Origin of the sequence: Neobacillus niacini (assembly GCF_019749295.1) — a bacterium.
GTDB classification, from domain to species: Bacteria; Bacillota; Bacilli; order Bacillales; family Cytobacillaceae; genus Neobacillus; species Neobacillus niacini_D.
Genome location: NZ_JACWFG010000027.1, coordinates 35,858 through 56,557, shown reverse-complemented (window position 1 = coordinate 56,557; position 20,700 = coordinate 35,858). Strand labels below are relative to the sequence as shown.

At 38.4% G+C, this 20,700-nt stretch carries 18 protein-coding genes and 2 pseudogenes; 4 read left to right on the top strand and 16 right to left on the bottom strand.

Annotation, left to right across the window (positions count from 1 at the left end):
- Positions 1-8 precede the first annotated feature (8 nt).
- From yjfF to H0184_RS25740, 9 genes are all read right to left on the bottom strand, one after another.
- Entirely contained in the window at positions 9-1,055 is a 1,047-nt protein-coding gene (gene yjfF / locus H0184_RS25780; protein WP_221830325.1) for a galactofuranose ABC transporter, permease protein YjfF, read from the bottom strand.
- Positions 1,052-2,056 carry an ABC transporter permease gene (locus H0184_RS25775; protein WP_221830323.1) on the bottom strand — a complete coding sequence of 335 codons (1,005 nt, stop codon included), beginning with the start codon at positions 2,054-2,056 and terminating at the stop codon, positions 1,052-1,054. Before H0184_RS25775 ends, yjfF begins: the two co-directional genes overlap by 4 nt.
- Positions 2,046-3,566: a sugar ABC transporter ATP-binding protein gene (locus tag H0184_RS25770; RefSeq protein ID WP_260631805.1), complete on the bottom strand. Its 1,521-nt coding sequence runs from the start codon at positions 3,564-3,566 to the stop codon at positions 2,046-2,048. Before H0184_RS25770 ends, H0184_RS25775 begins: the two co-directional genes overlap by 11 nt.
- Before the next feature lie 179 nt (positions 3,567-3,745).
- The gene (locus H0184_RS25765) at positions 3,746-5,629 is read right to left on the bottom strand and encodes a substrate-binding domain-containing protein (protein ID WP_221830321.1); all 1,884 of its coding nucleotides are present in this window, start codon (positions 5,627-5,629) and stop codon (positions 3,746-3,748) included.
- Positions 5,622-6,821, bottom strand: a complete 1,200-nt coding sequence (locus H0184_RS25760; protein WP_221830302.1) for a response regulator — start codon at positions 6,819-6,821, stop codon at positions 5,622-5,624. Before H0184_RS25760 ends, H0184_RS25765 begins: the two co-directional genes overlap by 8 nt.
- Positions 6,822-6,858: 37 nt before the next feature.
- Positions 6,859-8,631 carry a sensor histidine kinase gene (locus H0184_RS25755; RefSeq protein ID WP_221830292.1) on the bottom strand — a complete coding sequence of 591 codons (1,773 nt, stop codon included), beginning with the start codon at positions 8,629-8,631 and terminating at the stop codon, positions 6,859-6,861.
- 121 nt (positions 8,632-8,752) lie between these two features.
- Complete coding sequence (locus H0184_RS25750; RefSeq protein WP_221830290.1) at positions 8,753-9,766, bottom strand: ABC transporter substrate-binding protein; 1,014 nt, start codon at positions 9,764-9,766, stop codon at positions 8,753-8,755.
- Between the two features lie 364 nt (positions 9,767-10,130).
- The gene (locus H0184_RS25745; RefSeq protein WP_221830282.1) at positions 10,131-12,587 is read right to left on the bottom strand and encodes a family 43 glycosylhydrolase; all 2,457 of its coding nucleotides are present in this window, start codon (positions 12,585-12,587) and stop codon (positions 10,131-10,133) included.
- A 192-nt stretch (positions 12,588-12,779) separates the two neighbouring features.
- On the bottom strand, positions 12,780-13,295 hold the full coding sequence (locus H0184_RS25740) for a DUF402 domain-containing protein (protein ID WP_313771832.1): 516 nt from the start codon (positions 13,293-13,295) through the stop codon (positions 12,780-12,782).
- A 326-nt stretch (positions 13,296-13,621) separates the two neighbouring features.
- On the opposite strand from H0184_RS25740, the gene H0184_RS25735 reads away from it, so the two are divergent.
- A complete protein-coding gene (locus H0184_RS25735) occupies positions 13,622-14,134 on the top strand; it encodes a DUF3189 family protein (protein ID WP_221830281.1) in 513 nt (170 codons plus the stop codon).
- A 95-nt stretch (positions 14,135-14,229) separates the two neighbouring features.
- Here H0184_RS25735 and H0184_RS25730 read toward each other — a convergent pair whose 3' ends face one another.
- From H0184_RS25730 to H0184_RS25720, 3 genes are all read right to left on the bottom strand, one after another.
- On the bottom strand, positions 14,230-14,799 hold the full coding sequence (locus tag H0184_RS25730; protein ID WP_221830279.1) for a thermonuclease family protein: 570 nt from the start codon (positions 14,797-14,799) through the stop codon (positions 14,230-14,232).
- Between the two features lie 302 nt (positions 14,800-15,101).
- Positions 15,102-15,878: a CPBP family intramembrane glutamic endopeptidase gene (locus H0184_RS25725; RefSeq protein ID WP_221830277.1), complete on the bottom strand. Its 777-nt coding sequence runs from the start codon at positions 15,876-15,878 to the stop codon at positions 15,102-15,104.
- Positions 15,879-15,970: 92 nt separating this feature from the next.
- The gene (locus tag H0184_RS25720) at positions 15,971-16,852 is read right to left on the bottom strand and encodes an AraC family transcriptional regulator (protein ID WP_221830268.1); all 882 of its coding nucleotides are present in this window, start codon (positions 16,850-16,852) and stop codon (positions 15,971-15,973) included.
- Between the two features lie 269 nt (positions 16,853-17,121).
- Between H0184_RS25720 and H0184_RS25715 the strand changes: the two genes are divergently transcribed.
- Complete coding sequence (locus tag H0184_RS25715; protein ID WP_221830266.1) at positions 17,122-17,391, top strand: Atu4866 domain-containing protein; 270 nt, start codon at positions 17,122-17,124, stop codon at positions 17,389-17,391.
- Positions 17,391-18,122, top strand: coding sequence for an SDR family oxidoreductase (locus tag H0184_RS25710; protein WP_221830257.1), 732 nt, complete (start codon positions 17,391-17,393; stop codon positions 18,120-18,122). The genes H0184_RS25715 and H0184_RS25710 overlap by 1 nt, the downstream gene beginning before the upstream one ends.
- 211 nt (positions 18,123-18,333) lie before the next feature.
- On the opposite strand, the pseudogene H0184_RS25705 reads toward H0184_RS25710, so the two are convergent.
- The 3 genes and pseudogenes from H0184_RS25705 to H0184_RS25695 form a co-directional block, all read right to left on the bottom strand.
- Positions 18,334-18,597: pseudogene (locus H0184_RS25705) on the bottom strand (DNA alkylation repair protein); the annotation flags it as partial.
- A gap of 11 nt (positions 18,598-18,608) precedes the next feature.
- Positions 18,609-19,217, bottom strand: a complete 609-nt coding sequence (locus H0184_RS25700; RefSeq protein WP_221830254.1) for a transglutaminase-like domain-containing protein — start codon at positions 19,215-19,217, stop codon at positions 18,609-18,611.
- Positions 19,218-19,290: 73 nt separating this feature from the next.
- Entirely contained in the window at positions 19,291-19,482 is a 192-nt protein-coding gene (locus tag H0184_RS25695) for a hypothetical protein (protein ID WP_221830251.1), read from the bottom strand.
- Between the two features lie 108 nt (positions 19,483-19,590).
- Between H0184_RS25695 and H0184_RS25690 the strand changes: the two genes are divergently transcribed.
- Positions 19,591-19,779: a hypothetical protein gene (locus tag H0184_RS25690; protein WP_221830249.1), complete on the top strand. Its 189-nt coding sequence runs from the start codon at positions 19,591-19,593 to the stop codon at positions 19,777-19,779.
- A 73-nt stretch (positions 19,780-19,852) separates the two neighbouring features.
- Here the strand turns inward: H0184_RS25690 and H0184_RS25685 are convergent.
- Positions 19,853-20,691 (bottom strand): annotated as a pseudogene (locus H0184_RS25685) (aldo/keto reductase).
- Between the last annotated feature and the right edge of the window lie 9 nt (positions 20,692-20,700).

The following is a 20,700-nucleotide window of genomic DNA, read 5'->3' as shown; positions in this document are numbered from 1 at the left end:
AAATTTTCCTACTTAAAGTCACCCGAAACAGGCTGCGATGGAACGGGGAGTGATGGATTCTGCTTTTCCAAGCGAATGACCTTCCTTCTTCCTCTTCTCATAACAATCAAGCGTTGGAGCAAGATAAACAAAAAGAGGAGAAATCCTACAGCAATCTTCGTCCACCATGAGCTTAGCGTGCCTTGAAACATAATCAATGTCTGAATGATTCCCATACTTAATACGCCGAGAAGCGGTCCTATTAAATAGCCGAATCCGCCTGTCAACAAGATCCCGCCAATGACACACGCTGCAATGGCATCCATTTCCATCCCCAGCAAATGCAATCCATAGCCAGACAGCATATAAAAGGTAAAGACCAACCCACCTAAGGAAGCACAAAATCCTGAAAGTGTGTAAACCAAAATAATCGTTCGTTTCACCGGTAATCCCATTAATTTGGCAGACTTTACATTTCCGCCAATCGCATAAACATTGCGACCAAATTTTGAAAACTTTGCCATGTAAATCGCTATGATCACCACCATGATGGCAACAATGGCCCCGATGGATACATAGCTATCTCCCAGAATGTAAACCTTCGCACGTGAAATACTGCTATAGGTTTCATTGGTAATGACGATACTGTCGGTACTGATGAGAAAGCTTGCACCCCTCGCTAAAAACATACCTGCAAGTGTGACAATCCAAGGATGTAAATCAAAACGGTCAATCATATATCCTTGAAATGCACCAAAAATGATTCCGATTAGCAGTGTCACTAGGATGACGATATAAGCATTCACACCCTGCTCCAATAATGATGCAGAAACCATACTGACAAAGGCCACTAACGCCCCTACAGATAAATCAATTCCACCTGTAATAATCACAAACGCTAAACCAGTGGCTACAATGATTAAATAGGCATTATCAATGAAAAGATTTAAGATTACCTGGGTACTAGAAAATCCTGTAAAAGAAAAAGAACCATATCCATATAACAAAAGAATAAGAGCCGTGGTGGCAACAATAAAGATATGATTCTCCTTTATACTAAACGGAAGTGATTTCATGAGAAGCTCACCTTCTTCTTCGTAAACTTTAAAAATAGCTTTCTAAATTCTTGAGATTGAAATAAGCAAACTAGGATAACAACGATTGCTTTTACCACCATGACAATTTGCGGATTAATCCCTACGGAATAGATGGTTGTTGAAAGTGTTTGAATAAAAAATGCTCCCACGATCGTTCCGCCAAGAAAATATCTGCCTCCACGCATCGAGGTTCCGCCAATTACGACAGCTAAGATGGCATCTAATTCAATCCACAATCCTGCATTATTGGCATCCGCACTGCTCACATTTGCACTGACGATAATGCCGGCTATGGCAGCACAAACTCCACAAATGGTATAAACCAAGATGATCATTTTTTTCGGCTGGATTCCAGCAAATTTACTGGCTGTCATGTTGTTCCCAATCGATTCAAGAAATAGTCCCATCGCTGTTCTCTTCTTTAAATACATCATAATGAGAAAAATTGCTGCTCCGATGAAAATAGGAAATGGCAGTCCCAGAAGAAAACCAGAGCCAAGGTATTGATATACACTATTGTCAATGGATAAAATCTGCCCACCCGTGATCAATTGGGCAATTCCTCTGCCCACTGTCAATAAAATCAAGGTTGCGACCATTGGCTGTATTTCAAAGACAGAGACTAAAACCCCATTCCAAAGGCCGCAAATGATTCCCACCCCCACAGCAGCAAGAAGTGCCACCCAAACAGATGTATGTTCCATCATCGCTGCAGCCAATGCACCAGAGATCGCCAGTACAGAGCCAACAGAGATGTCAATACCTTCTTTGGCAATGACCATGGTCATTCCAAGGGAAATAATTAATAATGGCATAACACGATTTAAAATATCGATTACACTTCCAAACAAATGTCCGTCTTTTATTTGAATGGAAAAGAACCCAGGCAGTAAAAAGAGATTTAACAGGAGGAGGACAGCCAAAGCCACAAGCGGCCAAAATATCTTCATCTGTGTGATCTTGTAAAAATTATGTTTCATCTACTGGCACTCCTTCCGCAATCATATCCATGATTCTCGATTCGCTCATCTCTGTCCGGTCTAATTCTCCTATTTTTTTTCGGTCGCGAAGAACGATGACCCGGTCACAGCAAGCAACCATTTCCTCTAGTTCTGCAGAAATAAACAGGATGGATATTCCCTGGGATGCTAAATCTAGGATTAACTTCCGTATCTCGGCCTTCGAACCAACATCAATTCCTCTGGTCGGCTCATCTAAGATTAATAGCTTAGGAGCTGTTGCCAGCCATCTAGCAAGGATCACCTTTTGCTGGTTGCCTCCGCTTAAATTATCAATTCTTTCTTCCATATTAGGGGTTTTTATGTTTAACAATTCAATGTATTTTTGAGCGATCTCCCTTTGCTCGTTCATGGGGATGTACTTGAACAACCCTCTCTTTGTTTGCAGACCTAAAATGATATTCTCACGAATTGAAAGATCGTTGACTATTCCCTCGACTTTACGGTCCTCAGGGCAAAAACTAAAGCCCTTATCTATGGCTGCTTTTGGTGTCATATTTCGGATTTGTTGATGATCAATGGTCAACACACCTTGGTCTGCCTTTTCAATTCCAAAAAGGACTTTAGCAAACTCTGTTCTTCCTGACCCTAGCAAACCTGCCAATCCCAATATTTCTCCTTTTCGTAAGGTAAAATCGAGCGGGCTAATCATCCCCCTGCGTCCCAAATTTTGTGCGCTGACAAATACCTGTTGCACTTCTTTTCTTGTATTCTTGTTCTCTTGATTCGAATCTTTTCCCCATTCTCTGCCAATCATTTTCGAGACCAGCTGGGATCTTGAAATTTCTTTCGTTACATATTCGCCGATTTGTTCTCCATTTCTTAATATTGTAATTCGATCGGTAATTTCATAGATTTGATCCAAAAAATGACTGATGAAAACAATTCCCATGCCCTCACTTTTTAATTTTGTCATCACCTCAAACAGCTGTTTTACTTCGTTTTTATCCAAACTGGAGGTTGGCTCATCAAGTATCAGGACGCCGCTTGATATATCGACAGCCCTGGCAATCGCCACCATTTGCTGAATAGCAGTAGAATAAGAGGATAAAATTTTCGTTACATCAATATTAATTTTTAGCCGCTCGGATAGAATTCTCTCCGCCCTGCAATTCATTTCCTTCCAATCAATTCTCCCTCGTTTCTTTGGCTCTCTGCCGATAAAGATATTTTCGGCAACAGAAAGGTTTTCACATAAATTGATTTCCTGGTAGACGGTGCTTATTCCTAACCGTTGTGCGTCTTGGGGCGAAACGGGGCTGATTGGCTTTCCTTCTAAATAAAACGATCCCTCGTCTTTTTCATGTACACCTGTTAACACTTTTATTAACGTCGATTTCCCAGCTCCGTTCTCACCCATTAGGGAGTGAATTTCACCTCTTCGCAAGCTGAAGTTGACGTTGGACAATGCTTTCACTCCTGGGAACGACTTTGATATTCCTTCGGCTCTTAGTAAAATAGCAGAACTCAAATGCATCACCTACTTTATTCAATTTAATAGAATAACTCCAAGCTCTATCATTCTTACGTTTAGTTTAAAGAAGCCCGCAAAAAAAGTATTTAAAATAAAGAGTTATTTTTTATAATTTTCAGTTAACACCACGAAAAAGAGTCAAGTATTGATTCATACTTGACTCTTCCCATCACCTATTAATAATTCCGTTTTTTAATTTCCTTCCCCGCTTCCTCTTGCGTAAATGTTCGTTCTGCCGTAATAATTTTCATCGGAATTTCTTTCCCTAGCACTAAGTCTTTTGCAGATTTCATAATCTGTGGTCCTAACAGTGGGTTGCATTCGACAGAAAAATTTAATTTCCCGGTACTTAAGGCACGAAATGCCTTTTTGGTTGCGTCAATGCTGATAATTCTAATTTCGCTGCCTGGCTTCAAACCAAATTCTTCAATCGCTTCAATTGCCCCGATTGCCATATCGTCGTTATGAGCGTATACGACATCGATATCCTTGCCATATTGTTCAAGTGCATTTTTCATCATTTTCTTTCCTAAAGCATGGGTAAAATCACCTTGGTACGATTTAAGGATTTTAAAGTTTGGATTTTCAGCCAAAATCTCTTCAAACCCTTGTTTTCTTCCCTCGGCAGGTGCAGAATTCCTCGTTCCTTCAAGTTCAATAATATGAACACTTTCGCTCGCCTCTTCATTTACAAGCCACCTAGCCGCTCTTCTTCCTTCCTCGACAAAATCTGAACCAATAAAGGATGTCCAAAGAGATGAATCCTTAACATTAATTTCCCTGTCGGAAAGAATGACGGGGATTCCAGCTTCTTTTGCTTCCCTCAAAACTTCTTCCCAACCATGCTCCACTTTCGGAGAAAATGCAATCACATCTACCTTCTGTTTTATAAAGTCCCGGATGATTTCGATTTGTTTTTCTTGGTCGTTATCTGCGTTTTTTAAAAGAAGTTCAACACCTGCTTCTTTTGCTGCCTCTACAATGGACTGAGTATTTGCGGCCCGAAATTCGCTTTCGTTTCCCACCTGGGCAAATCCAAGAGTTAAAGAATGATCCCTAACACCTTCATGGGAACTGGCTGTCATCTCTTTTTCTGTCAGGTAATTCTTTATATTCGTTTCATCAATCTCATGATTTCTTAAAATGATTTTTTTTGGAATGACTTCTTTTTTTCCAAGAATTTCAATTGCATACTGGATGGCTTCCTTACCGCCCGTAGGAGTAATGAAGGTTGTATTTATTTTCTTCTCTTGCACTAGTTGCAAACCGCCATTGTGTTTATTCACGCCGTCACTGCCAATGATGATAATATCCTTTAATCCCAAAGATTGAATGGCTCGATAAGCACCCAATGCCATCGCATCATTATGGGCATAAATCAAATCAGGCGGGTTATCACGATGCTGCAGGAGTAGCTTTAATTGATCCTCTGCATCATCTCTTTGCCAGTTCGCCACAAGGACATCACTTATTTTATACGCTGGATTTTTATGTAATGTCTCTTGAAAGCCTTTGCTTCTCTCCTCTGCTTGCAGCGCATTCGTAATTCCCTGTATTTCAACAATAGAGCCCCCTTTATTTCCTAATAGATTCATTGCCGCTTTAGCTGCAGTCTCTCCTATAAAATAATAATCAGAGCCAATGTAGAGTGTATAATTGTAGCCTGTCACTCCTCTTCCAAGAACAATAACGGGGATTTCTTTATACATGTCTGAAATAATCGGCGTTAAATCGGAAGAATTATCAATGGAAACAATTAATAAATCAATGCCGTATTCTTTTAACGTTTGAATATCTCTGATTTGCTGTTCTGTACTTTGAGCTGCATCGGTATAAATGACCCGAATATTCTCATGCTTAGCCACTTCGTTTTTTAATTCCTCATTCATAAGAACCTGCCATGGTTCGTGTAAATTAGGCTGAGACACCCCAATTACATAATCCACTTCTTGTTGATCAGACGCACTTCCATTCATTTCTGTCTGTCCAAACATATAAAGAAGAAAGAGGCACATACTCGTCCCAAACAGCATAGTTCCAAAAATCACTTTTTTATTCATAGCTTTTTGCACCGCCCCTATATACCGTTGGAGAAATGCCTGTTACTTTTTTAAAGGCGTTAGAAAAATAGTGTTGAGTACTATAACCAACCATGTCAGCTATTTCATAAATCTTTAAATGAGGATCTTTCATTAACATAAGGGCCTTTTTTATACGGACTTTTGTCAGATAGGTAATAAAAGAAGCACCTAGCTCTGTTTTAATCCTTTTACTTAAATAGGTCGGACTGACTTGAACCATTTCAGCTACCTCATTTAAAGAGATGCTAGGTTCAAAAAAGTGATGATCGATATAGTCTTTTGCCAATATCACCATCGGAGAAAGACTGTGGTAAGATGCAATCTCTTCTTTTAACATCTTGTAATGGTCAGGTAGCTCTAATTGTGTCAACATCAGTTTCTCAAGATTGATTATCACTTTTCCTAAAAAGTTTTCTGTGTATTCTTTTATTTCTCTGTTCAAACGCATCAATACTTCCCCTTCGGCATTTGGCAGGAGGGCGATCATATGTCCCAATGGATCCTCAAACACTTCGGAAAATGGATGCGCTTTCAAATGTTCTTTTATAATATTTTTCATTGAAAAAGAAATTAGCCCATCATTCCATTGCTCTTGTGTGATACTTTCTTCAATCTCTTTGACGACTTTGAACATGCTGATACCGACTGGTCCTTCTAATTGTATACTTAATAACTGAAATTGTTTTCTGACTTCATCATCTGCGACCATGCCTGTTACCCATTCTTGCAAGAATTTCTCTTTAAGTAATGCTTTATTATCTTCTAACTGTAAATCTACTTGTCTTCTTCTATTATTCTTTTCAAGAATCTTCACTGCTTTCTTCACAGTCTTTATCAATTCCTCTTTATTGACTGGTTTTAATAAATAGTCGAATGCATCCATTTTAAGGGCTTGCTGTGCATAACTAAATTCATCATACCCGCTAATAACAATAAAAATAGCTTCTGGAAGATGCTCCCTTAATGCTTTCATCAATTCTAACCCATTTAAAAATGGCATATTGATATCGACAAATAGGATATCGGGTTGTCGTTCCATCGCCATTTCTAAGGCGATTTCTCCATCTTCCGCTTCCCCAACAATGGTAATAGAATAATCCTCCCAATTTGCAGCAAACCTAAGCCCTTTTCTTATGGTCGTCTCATCTTCTGCAATCATTAATTTCCACAATACTATCCCCCCTTGCTCATCAACCAATTTCATAGCTCTATAGAAACTTAATAGGAAGTAATGCGATTATTGTGGTTCCTACTTGATATTCGCTTTCAACAGTGATGCCAAATTGTGAACCATGTGTCAATTTAATTCGCTCATTTACATTAAATAGGCCATAGCCTTTTTTACGTTCATCGCTCATCGTCTTTAAGGAGTGATTTAATTCCTGCAGATGTTCTTTTTCGATGCCAATCCCCGTATCATGAACACTTAATTCAAGTGCGGCATTCTTCTGCCTAATTGAAATGGTAATTTTCCCTTTTCCTCGCTTGTTTCTGATCCCATGATAAATGGCATTTTCCACAAGTGGCTGCAAGGTCAGCTTCAGTACTTGAAATTTTTTCACAGCTTCATCAATCTCGATTTCATATTCAATCTTCGATTCATAACGTGTCATTTGAATGATTAGATAACTTTTGACATGCTCGATTTCTTCTTCAACAGAGATAAATTCGTTTCCTTTATTTAAGCCGATGCGAAATAATGTTGTTAGTGCGTTAACAAGTTCTACAATTTTATAAGCTTTATATTCCTGTGCCATCCACTGGATTGTATCTAACGTATTATACAAGAAATGGGGTTTAATTTGGGCTTGTAAAATCTTAAGCTCTGCTTCTCTTTTGCTTTTTTGTTCCTGGTAAACTAATTCAATAAGCTTTTCTACTTTTTGTATCATCTTATTGTAACTGTTACCCAATTGCCCTATTTCGTCCTCGTATTTTGCATGAAATCTTAGGTCAAATCTACCTTCCTCCACCTTTCCCATTAAATCCATTAATTTCTTCACTGGATTCGTGATGGTACTTGCAAAAAACAAAGACATCATAGAACCTATCAATAATGTCACAATAGCAATGATTAATGTGTAACCCTGAACCTTTGATACCACCTCAGTCGTTTCATCTAAAGAAAACACACCAACAAATTTCCAATCTATATCCGGAATCGTATTATAAATGATCTGGAACTTATGGCTATCAATCTCTTTTTCTATTGGTGGTGACTTTTTTTCTGCAATCCATGAAGGATGAATATGATACACCGTTGGGTTAACAGGGGAGTAGACAACGTTTCCATCTTTGTCCATGATAAAAATGAATCCACTTTTCCCAATCTTGATGGATTCAATTACATTTTTAATGAAATCTAACTTTAAATCGATTAAAATAACTCCGGCAACTTCGTTTGTTAAAGGGTTCACGATTGCTTTTGCTAAGGATAAGACATTATTTACTTGATAACTGTGTTGATTTTTCAGATTTCTCCCAATTGGATTGCTGATTAATTGGATTTTTTCTGGAGATTCCAACGCTTTTTTATACCAAGTCTCTTCTGTGAGAGGATCTCTGGAAACACGAATCATTTCATTGCTGATAAATTGATCATATTGATTGACGATTACCGTCCCCGCAATTTCAGGATGGCGTTGTTGATAGACTTGTATTTGTTCTGTCACACTGTTCGTCATTTCATCCGTGGTGGTTTGCTGTTCCATAAACTCTTTTACAGATTCTTCATTCGCTAAATAGTACATAATATTATCATTTTCTTGTATTGTACTCTCGATGGTATTCCACACTTGCTCAAGCATTTGATCCGTATAGGCGTTCGCTTCTTCTTCCATAGATTTCTTATAAATATTTCCGCCTAAAATGCTTAAAGTTGAAATACATAGGATAATGATGACGATAAAATAAAATAATAGTTTAAATCGGATACTTACGTTTCTTAAGCGCGCTATCATTTTTGAAACAATATGGTCCACCCTCTCTTTCCGGCTTTTCTTTATTATTAACAAAATTGAAATAAAATTCAAACATTTTTAACAATTCGATAAATAAGAAAATCGAAATTGTTGTCCCACAATTTCGATTTCTCCCTATCTATTAATATTTGCGTGATGGTAATGCAGTTTCTGCCGCTTCTTTACCAACAAAAACGGTTTCTTCTGTTTTAATCCATCTTTCGATTTCCTTTCCAGCTTGTAAGTCTAAGGCTGCTTGTGCAAGCTGTGGTCCAAGTAGTGGATTACATTCAACAATAATATTTGCTTTCCCTGCTGCAACCGCTTCAAAAATTGCTTTGATTCCATCGACTGAAACCACTTTGATATCTTCCCCTGGTTTTAATCCGTATTCTTCAATGGCTTGAATGGCACCTAATGCCATGTCATCATTATGAGCATACACTGCATCGATGTTGTCCCCATCCGATTTCAAAAATGCTTCCATTACTTCTTTCCCTTTTGCTCGGGTAAAGTCACCACTTTGAGATTTTATAATGTTATAGTTTGAGTTTTCCTTAATGACATTCGCAAAACCTTCCATTCGGTCATTTGCTGCACTAGCTCCTACGGTTCCCTGTAATTCTACAATGTTAACCTTTGTATCTTCACCCATCAGTTTAATTAATTCTTTGGCAGCGTTTTCACCTTCAAGGATAAAATCTGAACCGATAAAGCTTGTATATAATGATTCATCTTTTACATCGATGCCGCGGTCTAATAAGATAACCGGGATTTTTGCATCCTTTGCTTCTTGGAGCACTGTTTCCCATCCTGATTCAACAACGGGAGCTAACGCAATGATATCTACCTTTTGAGCAATGAAACTTCTAAGTGCTTTAATTTGATTTTCTTGCTTTTGCTGAGCATCTGAGAATTTTAATTCAAATCTTGAATCGTTTCCTAATGTTTCTTTGATTGATTCTGTTTCTGCTGTTCTCCAGCCACTCTCAGCGCCTATTTGCGAGAAGCCCACTACAATTTTTTCTTCTGCTTTTTTGTCGCCGTCTTCGTTGTTATTGCCTGTACTAGTTGAATCGCTATTACATGCTGCTAGTAAGAGAATTAACATTAGTGTTGAAAATAAGTACGTGAGAAGTCTTTTTGTTTTTTGCATTTTTCGCTTTCCCCCCAATTGATTTTGTCTCCTTTAGAATACAAAGAAAAGAAACAATTGTATTTATAATAAAACAGTAATATTTGCAATTTTCAGTTTTGGGGAAAAAAACTTTTATAGCGTGCTGTGTTAAACTAGGCTGTTGATTTGCGCTCCAGGCGCTATGCTTTCCGCGGGCTCGCCCGTAAGCCTCCTCGGTCGTACCGACCTGCGGGGTCTCACTCAGCTCGTACATCCCGCAGGAGTCAAGCGCCTTCCGCTCCAATCAACAGGTTCTTAAATCAATAGTTTCCTTTAACACAGAATTATAGAAAAAGGATGTTCCAAAGTTACTTTAGAACATCCTTAAAACTAGCTTATGAGTCTATTTTATTGAATCAAGTAAACCGGTTAGATCTGTATTTAGGTTTTCTTTCACATCTTCTTCAATATATTTTTCCATGGCTTTATTATTTATTGCTCTTAAACTATCATTCAATTTTTTGATGGTTTGTTCTTTATGACCTTTATCGAAGTGGTGCTTAGCTTGGTTTAAGAGGTTGGATAGTTGGCTCGCTAATGGATGTCTGATACTGCCATTCTTTTCATACTCATTTACCCTTTGATAGAGTGTTTCCAATTCTAATTTTGGCGTAACCGGGTTTGGAACATCTGCTTTATACATCGTGATATAGTCTAAATTCACATTCCCAATGGAACCATTGTCAATTCGATAACTAATCACATTTTTTCCCACTTTTAATGATAATCGCTCGGAAGCTGTGAACCATTCTTCCCAACTGATGGCTGTTTTATCAGGTGCAATTGTTTTCGCATGAATGCCATTTACATAGACATCCACTTTTGCTCTTGCTGGCAATTGAGTAGAAGGATTATGATTATATTCGCCATTCACTTTTTCACCATAGGCATACCTTACTCCCACAATATAATCTCCCGCTACTTCAGCATTTACGGTGAAACTTGCTTCGGCACCTGCTGTTTTTGGCAGGTTGATATAACCTGTTCCTTGGTAGTTTGCAAAAGTAGTATCCTTTGTGATTTCACCATAGAGAATGGCATCTTCTGCTTGATACATATCTCCCTGCCCCAAATCACCAGAAGGCAGTTCCTGCCACTCATAAGGAGAAACTGGTTCACCAAAATTAGGAGTTCCGTCTTCATTCCAGGTGAATTTTTTAATATTTACCTGACGCCACCAATTACGCTCAACATCTTTGTAAACACGCGAATGATAAATCATCCAGTCCTCAGTACCATCAGCCGATTTCACAAAACCAGCTCTTGCAGGGCCGGATACATCGCTTGTAGCTTCAAAAACATCCTCTGTGCGACTCCATGAGTCTGGATTTAAAATATCCCCGTCTGTGTTCATAAAATACGATAAGCGGTAAGCATCCGATTGGTAGTCTCCTTCAGATACAGTAATAAAGGTCTTTCCATCTCTTTGCAGGACACGAGGACCTTCTCCGCCGCCGCCTGGTAAAAATGAACGATCGGCCGTAATGGTGTAAGGATTATCCATTGGAGCGATGGCCGGACCTTCTGGTTCGCCGGAACCTAATGTTCCCCATACGGCATATAATTGTCCGTCCTGTTCAAATACGGTAATATCATTTGCTTGTTTATATTCGCCATTTTCACCCGTATAGAGGGCACCTTTATCAATATACTCACCTTGTGGATCATCTGTAACGGATTCCAATACCGTTGCCATATGTTTGTAGCCATACTCTTTTAAATCAGCACAGTAATAGATATACCATTTGCCATCAAAGAAAAAAATTTCCGGTGCAAAAATACGAGTCTGTGTTCCTTTTGAATCAAAAACCATTACCTTTTCCCCTTGATCGGTCAGGGTCCGGGATTTTGATACATAAACTTTATTGTTGGAGTCTAAGTTGCTCGATGAGACAAAATAATAATAGCCGTCTTTATATGTTACAAACGGATCCTGTCCCTGGTATAATGGGTTGTTAAATTTATCAAAAACAGAGGAGCTTGTGACTCCCATCTCTTTCATAAATTCTGAACGTGCAATCGAAACGGTTTCCGCTTCTTTTATTATTAATTCTGCCTTGCCTCGGTCCTCCATTCCATTATCATCAATACTCCGTAGCAATTCTTCTGCAGTTGATTTTGCTGCCTTTAATGTTTTTAGCGTTTTTCCGTTTACTTTGTCAGAAAAGTTCGTCGTTAAGTAGTCTGCCTTTTGTATTTCTGCAGCTAAATCAGCTTTTTTCGTTTCAATTACGCGTTTGATTGGAAAATATAGCGCGGACTCTGGAACAATTTCTCTTTGTTGGCTTGCACTTTCCCATTCCATTTTAAGCCAAGCCCCGCCCCAGCCTTGCAGATATTCCACTTTGATATCGTAATGTTTTCCAGCTTCCAATGGTATCGGTTTACTTTGTTGTGGTAATTCCCATTTTTGCTGCCAAAAATCAATGATCAGCTCGTCATTAATCCAAAGCCTAAAACCGTCATCCCCTACCATATGGAAGGTATACTCTTCGGAATATTTCGGAACAATTGTCCCCGTAAAGCGTGCTGTATTATAATCCGGTGTACCAGAAAATTCATTGAAAATACTGGTAAACGAATCACCATTCAAATTCGCAATCGCTCTTTCTCCGCGAAAGTCCTCGAAATTGAATACGGTGATATCTTCCCGATCATCAGGATTGCGTTCCACCTTAAAAAATTCACCCATCAAGCCATGGCCATCCATTGTTGGATCTGCTGCATGGCTATTGATGGGTTGGCTTAACATGCCTGCTAAGAGAACAATGGTCATGAAGATTCCTAACATTCTTTTCATCTCTTTTCCTCCTTAAGATATTTGACTATCTTAAGATTACAGAGATAGATTAAAATTGTATTTATAAAAAAACAGAATATTTTGTAATATTCAGTTTCATTAGTCATTACGCTTTTATTGCCATTCTAGCATCTCCCTCTTTTACTTAATATTCTCCTGTACACGAATCCAAATTAGAAAATCACGCTCAGTTTAGTCACGTAAATAGTGGTTTTCGATATGGGTCAAAACTTGATTGTTAAAAGGAAAATTCCCTTTTTTTACTTCTTCTTTTAACTTTTCTAGTGCTTTAACAGCCCCATTCTTTAATTCTACTGGGTACTTATATTTAATACTATTTAACTCAAATTCATCCTCGTCTACTACTTTCCATTCTTTATTTTTTTCCTTAATGTAATCTAAGTCTAAATCAAGAAAACTTATTTCACCGTTTTGAAAGAGGGAAGGTTTTGCTACATTGCAATATGCAGAAACAACCTTTCCCTCTTCAATTTCCATCGCTGCAGTGAACCATTGTTTTAAAGAAAAAAATTCTAATGACGTGTTATTGACAGTAAAAACCTTATTTTTGGTATGATGAATTAATTTGCGGCCTGGTTTACATAAGACAAGTACATAGTCTGGCGTGAGTCGAAGTAGTTCGCCTTCCCACTCATAGTGGAGAATATCAGGGTATTTAAGAGCTTTAATTTTTATCACTTTACTCACTATAATCATCCTCAATTCCTATATTTTCTTGTCCATTATCAACGCCTAACCAAAAAATATTTCTATAAAAAAAAAGTTCGGCTTCCTTACCTATGACGATATTATAGTAAATATAAGCTTATCCCAAACCCAAGCTTGAAAGGTTACGCTGTTTGCTTCTACCAAGATGATACTTCCTATCTTCGGATTAATGCCAAGCTTTTGCTCAAATGGAGAACCATGTCCTGAGAATGTATTACCATTTACACCATTAAAGTTAAGTGTTGTATGTAAATACTAAGAATAACCATATTATAGATAAGAGAATTTTTAGAGGATGATTTAAGATGCTATATATCTATAATGATTTTGCTGGTACCCATTCCACTGCTTTGGCAGCAGCCTATCATTTGAAACAACTGCCTCAATCAGAAAGAAAGCTGACAAAGGAAGAAATCCTTAATGTTCCTTATTTTAATCAGTTAACGAAAAGGGATTTTGGAAAACTTCTTTTTCACGGGATTGATCACGAAGGTAACTCCGTTTATTCCATTGGTCGGAAACGAAACAAATATGCGGTGCCAGCAATGAAAGAGTTAGCGTTGGTCTTTCATGAAAAATTTGATGTAAACGAAAAAATTATTTTTTCCAATACCTCTCCAACTGTCCCAATGGCCATGTCACTTGGGGGATTGCTTTCAAGAGGGCTTAAGATTGACGTCATTGGCGTCCCTTTATTAGTGGTCGGTGCCAAACAATGTTGTGATAATATTTACCGTTTGGTGGAGAATACGAAACATGTCGCGAACACAACCTTTAAAGAGAATGTGATTATTTTAGATAATGAAATGTACAAATAAAAACACTATTTATGTTTGAGTGTACGTCGCCAGTTTAATAAAAGTGCCAGGCACACCCAATATTTGAATGGCGCCTGGCACTTATATTTTTTTTATTACAAACACCCATTGAATCCCCATTTCTTCACAAAACCCCAACTGCTCCAGATATTGATTTTCTCCCTTTTTGCTGAATTCTCCACCTCTCTATATGTTTCAAAGTATTTATAAGGAGGATTCATGATATAAGACACTCGTGCGTACCCTTCTTTCAGCAGCGTTTCTTGAATCGATACTCCATCCACATACACATAGGCTAACAGTCGGCCGTAGGTATCTCTGGTGTTATCCTTTTCAAACTCTAATGTTAACCTCCCGCTCTTTACTAGCTCGCTATTCCGTAAGAATGCCTCCTTCGCATAAGGTTGGACACAGGTTTTGGGACTCTTTGATTCTGGTGTATCAATCAATAAATAGCGCACAGTTTCTATTTTTCCGGACACCATTACTTTAATGGTGTCTCCATCAATAATATTGACTAGAGTAGCAGGTACATCGCTTGCTTGATTTTCGGTAACCTGAACAGTATTTTCTGGTAATGTTTCTTCAATTAGCGTTGGAGCTGAATAGAATGCTATAGAAGCAGTCGCTGCGATTACAGCGATTCCACCAGTTCGTTTCCTCATGAATCTCCCCCCATGGTATTTTAATTGACCTTACATAACTCATATATGGTTTTAAGACTAAAACGGACATGATGTTTTATATATAATAGTGAATGTTATGTGACATAAGGTTTAGAAATTTACACTATTTAAAGAAGATATACGGAGTAGAATGGATCCAATAAAAAAAACCACTCGCAAACATTGATTGTTCAACGTTTACGAGTGGAAGAATTGTAGGGTTAAAGAATATTCATAGTTTTAAAGAGTTTAATACTTTCCTTAGTGAAGGGATTCCGTACCTTTTTGTCATTACCAATTTGTTAGATTATAAAACCGCTATAGACCATTCCAATATTAATTACGATATGAAATATGATACTCGGATAGATACTGTTTGTCTTAAGTGTAATTATTGCATAAATTAACCCTGCCAATGAAATTAACAAACTTAGTGAAATAGAAAATCCTATTGAGAGATGGAGAAGTCCAAAACCAACACTTGTAACGATAACAGCATATCCTGTAGATGCGTGTTTCTTTAAAGCAGAGAGCAATATCCCTCTCCAAATAACTTCTTCAAAAACTGCATTGATCAGTGAAAAAAATAAACAAAAAACGATTAGCGTTTGAATATGCTCTATATCCTTTTGAACAATAAAAAACGCATATATTACTACATTAACAACTATTCCAATCATCCAAAACCAAAATGTATTAATCTTATGAAACGGTAAGACGATAGGATTATTCCAATCAGGTTTTCCATTGTACCAAGAAATCTTTTTATTAAAGATGAGATGGTTAAAGATGATTCCTGTAATAATAAAAATAAGAGATAGACGATTAAGAATACTTTTCAACTCTTTTGAAATGTTCATACTTCCAACGAATTCATTTGAAACCATAAATATCACATAACCGATTAAAAACGATAGCAGTAGTGATATAATGAATCGTTTTTCTTTCTTAGAAAAGAATAACAATACTCCTAAACTCATAAATACAAGTAAGGATACAACTTCTTGCTGATAGGAAATAGAAGTAATCCCTATGAAAAATAAAGCCGCAATAATAATCAACAACAAAAAATTCCCCATTTCCCTTAACTCTTGTACATTATCTTTATAACATTCTCCCAGTAAAAGGGAATATCCTTCAATATCCTACCCTTTAATGATGAAGCGACTTATTACAACATTTCCCTCAGTCGTCGTATGTCTTTCATTGGGGACAGGCCAAATTTACGGCTGTATTCCCGGCTGAAATGAGATGGACTTTCATAACCTACCTGAAACGCTGCCTCAGCCGCTTCTAGGTTTTCCGTTAAAAGCAATCGGCGTGCTTCCTGCAACCGAAGCTGTTTCTGAAACTGGATTGGGCTCATACCCGTGACATCCTTGAAATGATTGTAGAAGGATGAAGAGCTCATTCTGGCATCTTTCGCCAATTCGTTTACCTTTAAGGGCTGTGCAAATTCACGGTTTAACACCCCGATCACCTTTGCAATCCGTTGGGCCTGACTCCCTACAAGTGCAAAATGCTTTAAGGAATCATTCCGGTCATTCTGTAGAATCCGGTAAATGATTTCACGTTTGATACCATCGGCAAGGATTGGTATATCCTGTGGAGTCTCCAGTAGCCTAATAAGCCGTAATACCGCTTCAAGGAGCGAGTCATTTATTGTGCTGATTACCAGGCCACGTCCAGGGGAGTCATTAGAATTTACTTGACTCGATGACTGAACGACTTCGAAAATCTGGTTCATATCAAGCTGCAAATGTACGCATAAATAAGGGTTTTCGGGCGAAGCCTTTATGACCTGGCCCGTAATCGGCAGATGAACGGAAGCAGTCAGATAACTGGCAGAATCATACTGATAGCTTTCTTCCCCAAGCATGACCAATTTTGATCCCTGGGCCACAACACATAGGGAAGGTTCATACACAGAGTAAACGGGTTCAGAAATCTGGGTAGTACGAACAAATCGCAATCCTGATATAGACGTGTCATACGTTCCATCCACCGCTACATTTCTCTCGATTAACTCCGCTAATTCCTTAATCCGCTCCATGAACCATTCCTCCGCTTTTCTGAGTTACATTTATGGATCTCTTGCTCACTATACTATAATTTATTGGAGTATTAGGCAACAATTGTATATTTTCCGACTATCCCCTCTTTGGGGCAAAAGTTCATAATGAGTTTATGGTCATACACTTCAATTAGATGGTATGGATTTGATAAAGTTTCTGTTACGTTCTTTGGATCACTTTATTTGCCTTTCAATCCTGCCAAGATTTGAGTGCCATCCATCTTTTAAATATGAGAGGAGATTATAAAATGAAAAAAGAACTTATAAAAAATTCTCATCCCTATGTAGGGATGTGGGTGACCGCGGACGGCTATATTCAGCACGAGCTGCTTCCAAACGGCCGATACGATGAAGCCCGCGGCAACCGCGAAAGCGCATATCAAGGCAGCTATATCGTCAAAGACAATCATATCGAATATGTCGATGATACAGGCTTTACTGCCAATGGTGATTTTATCAACGGGGTTCTTTACCATGCAGGTATGGTGCTATATCTGGAAGAAGGGAGCAAGGAATAATGTCTGTACTTAATGGAAAAGTGGTTGTGATTACAGGGGCAAGCAGCGGAATTGGTGAAACAACAGCCCGCCTGCTCGCAAGCATGGGCGCTCATGTTGTGATCGGGGCAAGACGTGTGGAAAGACTAGAGTCATTGGCATCTGACATTCAAGGGGATGGCGGTTCTGTAGTCATTCAACAGCTCGACGTGACAGAACTAGAACAGATGCAGGCAATTATAGGTGCAGCCCAAAGTCGCTTTGGAAGAGTTGACGCCATTATTAACAATGCAGGGGTGATGCCGCTCTCTTCGCTGGAAGCATTAAAAATTGAGGAATGGAACCGGATGATTGATGTCAACATACGCGGTGTCCTCCATGGCATTGCCGCAGGTCTTCCGGTCATGAAAAAACAAGGTTTTGGACATTTCATCAACATCGCATCCATCGGCGCCTACGAAGTGACCCCGACGGCAGCTGTCTACTGCGCGACCAAATATGCCGTACGTGCAATAACGGACGGATTGCGGCAAGAGACTGTAGGCCAAGGGATCCGTGTGACCCTTGTATCGCCAGGAGTAACGGAATCAGAACTAGCTGAAAGCATTAGCGACAACCAAGCTAGAGAATTCATGAAGAAATACCGACGTAACGCTCTGCCAGCTACGGCTATTGCCCGTGCGATCGTCTATGCACTTGAACAGCCTGTTCATGTCGATGTAAGTGAACTGGTCATTAAACCTGCAATGTAAATGAAACAAAGAGATATCAGGAATACAAATAGAAAAATATAGCTTTCTCCGTTCACGAATTAATTCGGAGAGGATTCATCGTTTTCCTGACTCCATATCATCACAGAGAAGAATTGTATGTAGTAAAATACCCTCAAATCCTCACACGGTAGGGACTTGAGGGTATTCCTTTATTTTTTGCATCAAAACCAAATGAATTTTTCAGAGGTAACTAATTATTATGTCGTTTGTTAACTTCAATTCTAATGAACTCCGGCAAATAGCTGGGAGTACATCCTTTTGCTACTTTTTCATCTTTGTAAAGACCCGTTTTCTCACCAAGTTTCATACTACGTGCACGATTCTTTTCATCATAAACGCCTATCCAGCCTGCGGTGAAATTCATAGCCCATTGAACTTCCGGTTCTTCCTGCGTAACATTAGCTTCTATTGCAGATAGCAAGTATGCGGTGTTATCAGGCGGTGTTTTACCCGTTAGTGAAAAAACTACAAATACTCTGGCAAGTGATGTTTATACATTTCTAATGTATTTGTATTTTCTTCTAAAACAGCCACAATTTTGGGATGAGGCTTAGCAAAGATAACTGGATAATCCTTTTCATCAAGTTCTTCATTAATGGGAAAAGCTAATTTTTCTTCTTCAATTGAAAATTGGGCATCAATTCCCTCTTTATTTCCACGAGCATCAACCCTAATCCATTTATTAAATGATTTAAGGAATATGGCATTTAAAGCGTGAATACAATACCCTTTTTCTGGAGAATCAAATAACATCAATCTTTGATAACAAAAACCTGTTGGTATTCCCTGTGAACGCAATAAAGATGCTAACAGGTGTGATTTTGCATAGCAAATTCCTTCTTTAAAATCCAATACTTCCGAAGCATTACAAGTAACTCGCTTCGATTGAATATCCCAAGAATGAGAAATTTCATCACGAACAAATTCATAAGCTATTTTTGCTTTTTCAATTTCCGTTTGAGATGGATTAAAAAGCTCAACTGCCTTCTTTTTTATAATTGGATTAGAATAATTAACTTCGGTTAATTCGCTTAAATAGTCATCTAGTTTTTCCGACTCACAAAACAGAATCATTAACCTTCTCCCCTCAACAAATTGCAAAGCAGTCTTCATCTTTAACTCTTGCCCCGGTTACTGAAATAAAGAGCTATCTTTTGGCTTGTTTCTTTCCATACCATTTTATAATTAAAATACCTATTACACCAATCCATAGGGATGTTAAAACCCAACTATTAAATCTATCAAAAAATTCTCTTCCAATATCGAAAAATGCCAACGTGTATGAACCTCCACTGACAATAATTAAAGATTGGAACAACCAGTTTAACTTTTGCTTCACTTACTAACCTCCCTCCTATCGTTTTCCTTTATCTATATACGTTTATGAAATTTGTAAGTTTCAGTTTTTTAACTATCCTGCTCGTTATTCTGGGAGGAATAGTTAAGGGTGATTGCCTTAAGCTATCATTCACGTTCAAATATATGTAGGAAATCATATTCTCAGTTTAAGAATGTGAAGGAGTTTAATAGTCATCGAGATGCGGTTAGCGGTGAAGAAGGAGGAATGTCAGTTGAGGAAACCAATCGTTTACTAGAAGCCGGATTAACTGAAGAAGCTATTAAACTGATACTATAACACCAAGGGCAAATACCATTAGGTTGGTTCTCGTGGACCTTTTTTACCACGAGAACCGACCCGCTGGAGTTCCTTAATCTCTGCCAACCACTTCAGGGTCACCAAACTGACGCTTATTCTGATTAAGTGTACTTATTTGCTGTAAATCTTCTTGTGTAAGTTCAAAGTCAAAGATATCCGCATTTTCAGCAATACGATGTGGTTTAATTGATTTTGGAATCGTCACCACACCTGTCAGGATATCCCAACGCAGGATTACTTGGGCAGTAGACTTATTGTATTTATTAGCAATCTCAACTAAGACCGGGTCGTTTAGCAGACTGCCTTGCATAAGCGGGGACCATGCTTCAAGCTGAATTTCATTTTTCTTACAAAAGTCATGTAATTCCTGTTGATTAAAGACAGGATGATATTCCACTTGGTTGACCATCGGTTTTATTTCACAGTTTGCTAGAAGGTTTTCGAGATGGTTCACATTGAAATTACTTACTCCAATAGCACGGACGCGTCCATCCTTATAAAGCTTCTCAAGTGCCTTCCATGTCTCAACATATAAGCCTTTAGAAGGTACTGGCCAGTGAATTAAATAAAGGTCTAAATAGTCTAAACCTAATTTGTTCAAACTTGTTTCAAAAGCAGCCAAGGTAGATTCATAGCCTTGATCACCGTTCCAGACCTTCGTTGTAACAAATAACTCTTCACGAGGTACGTTGGATTCAGCTATCGCTTTCCCTACTCCCTCTTCGTTTTGATAAATAGCAGCGGTATCAATGCTCCTATACCCGACCTCGATGGCGGTCTTTACTGAATTTACTACTTCTCTCCTTCTTGTACCTTGAAAACACCAAATCCCAGCCATGGCATTTTCACACCATTGTTTAACGTAGTAGTACTAAGCAAATCTTTTGTCATTATACTCTC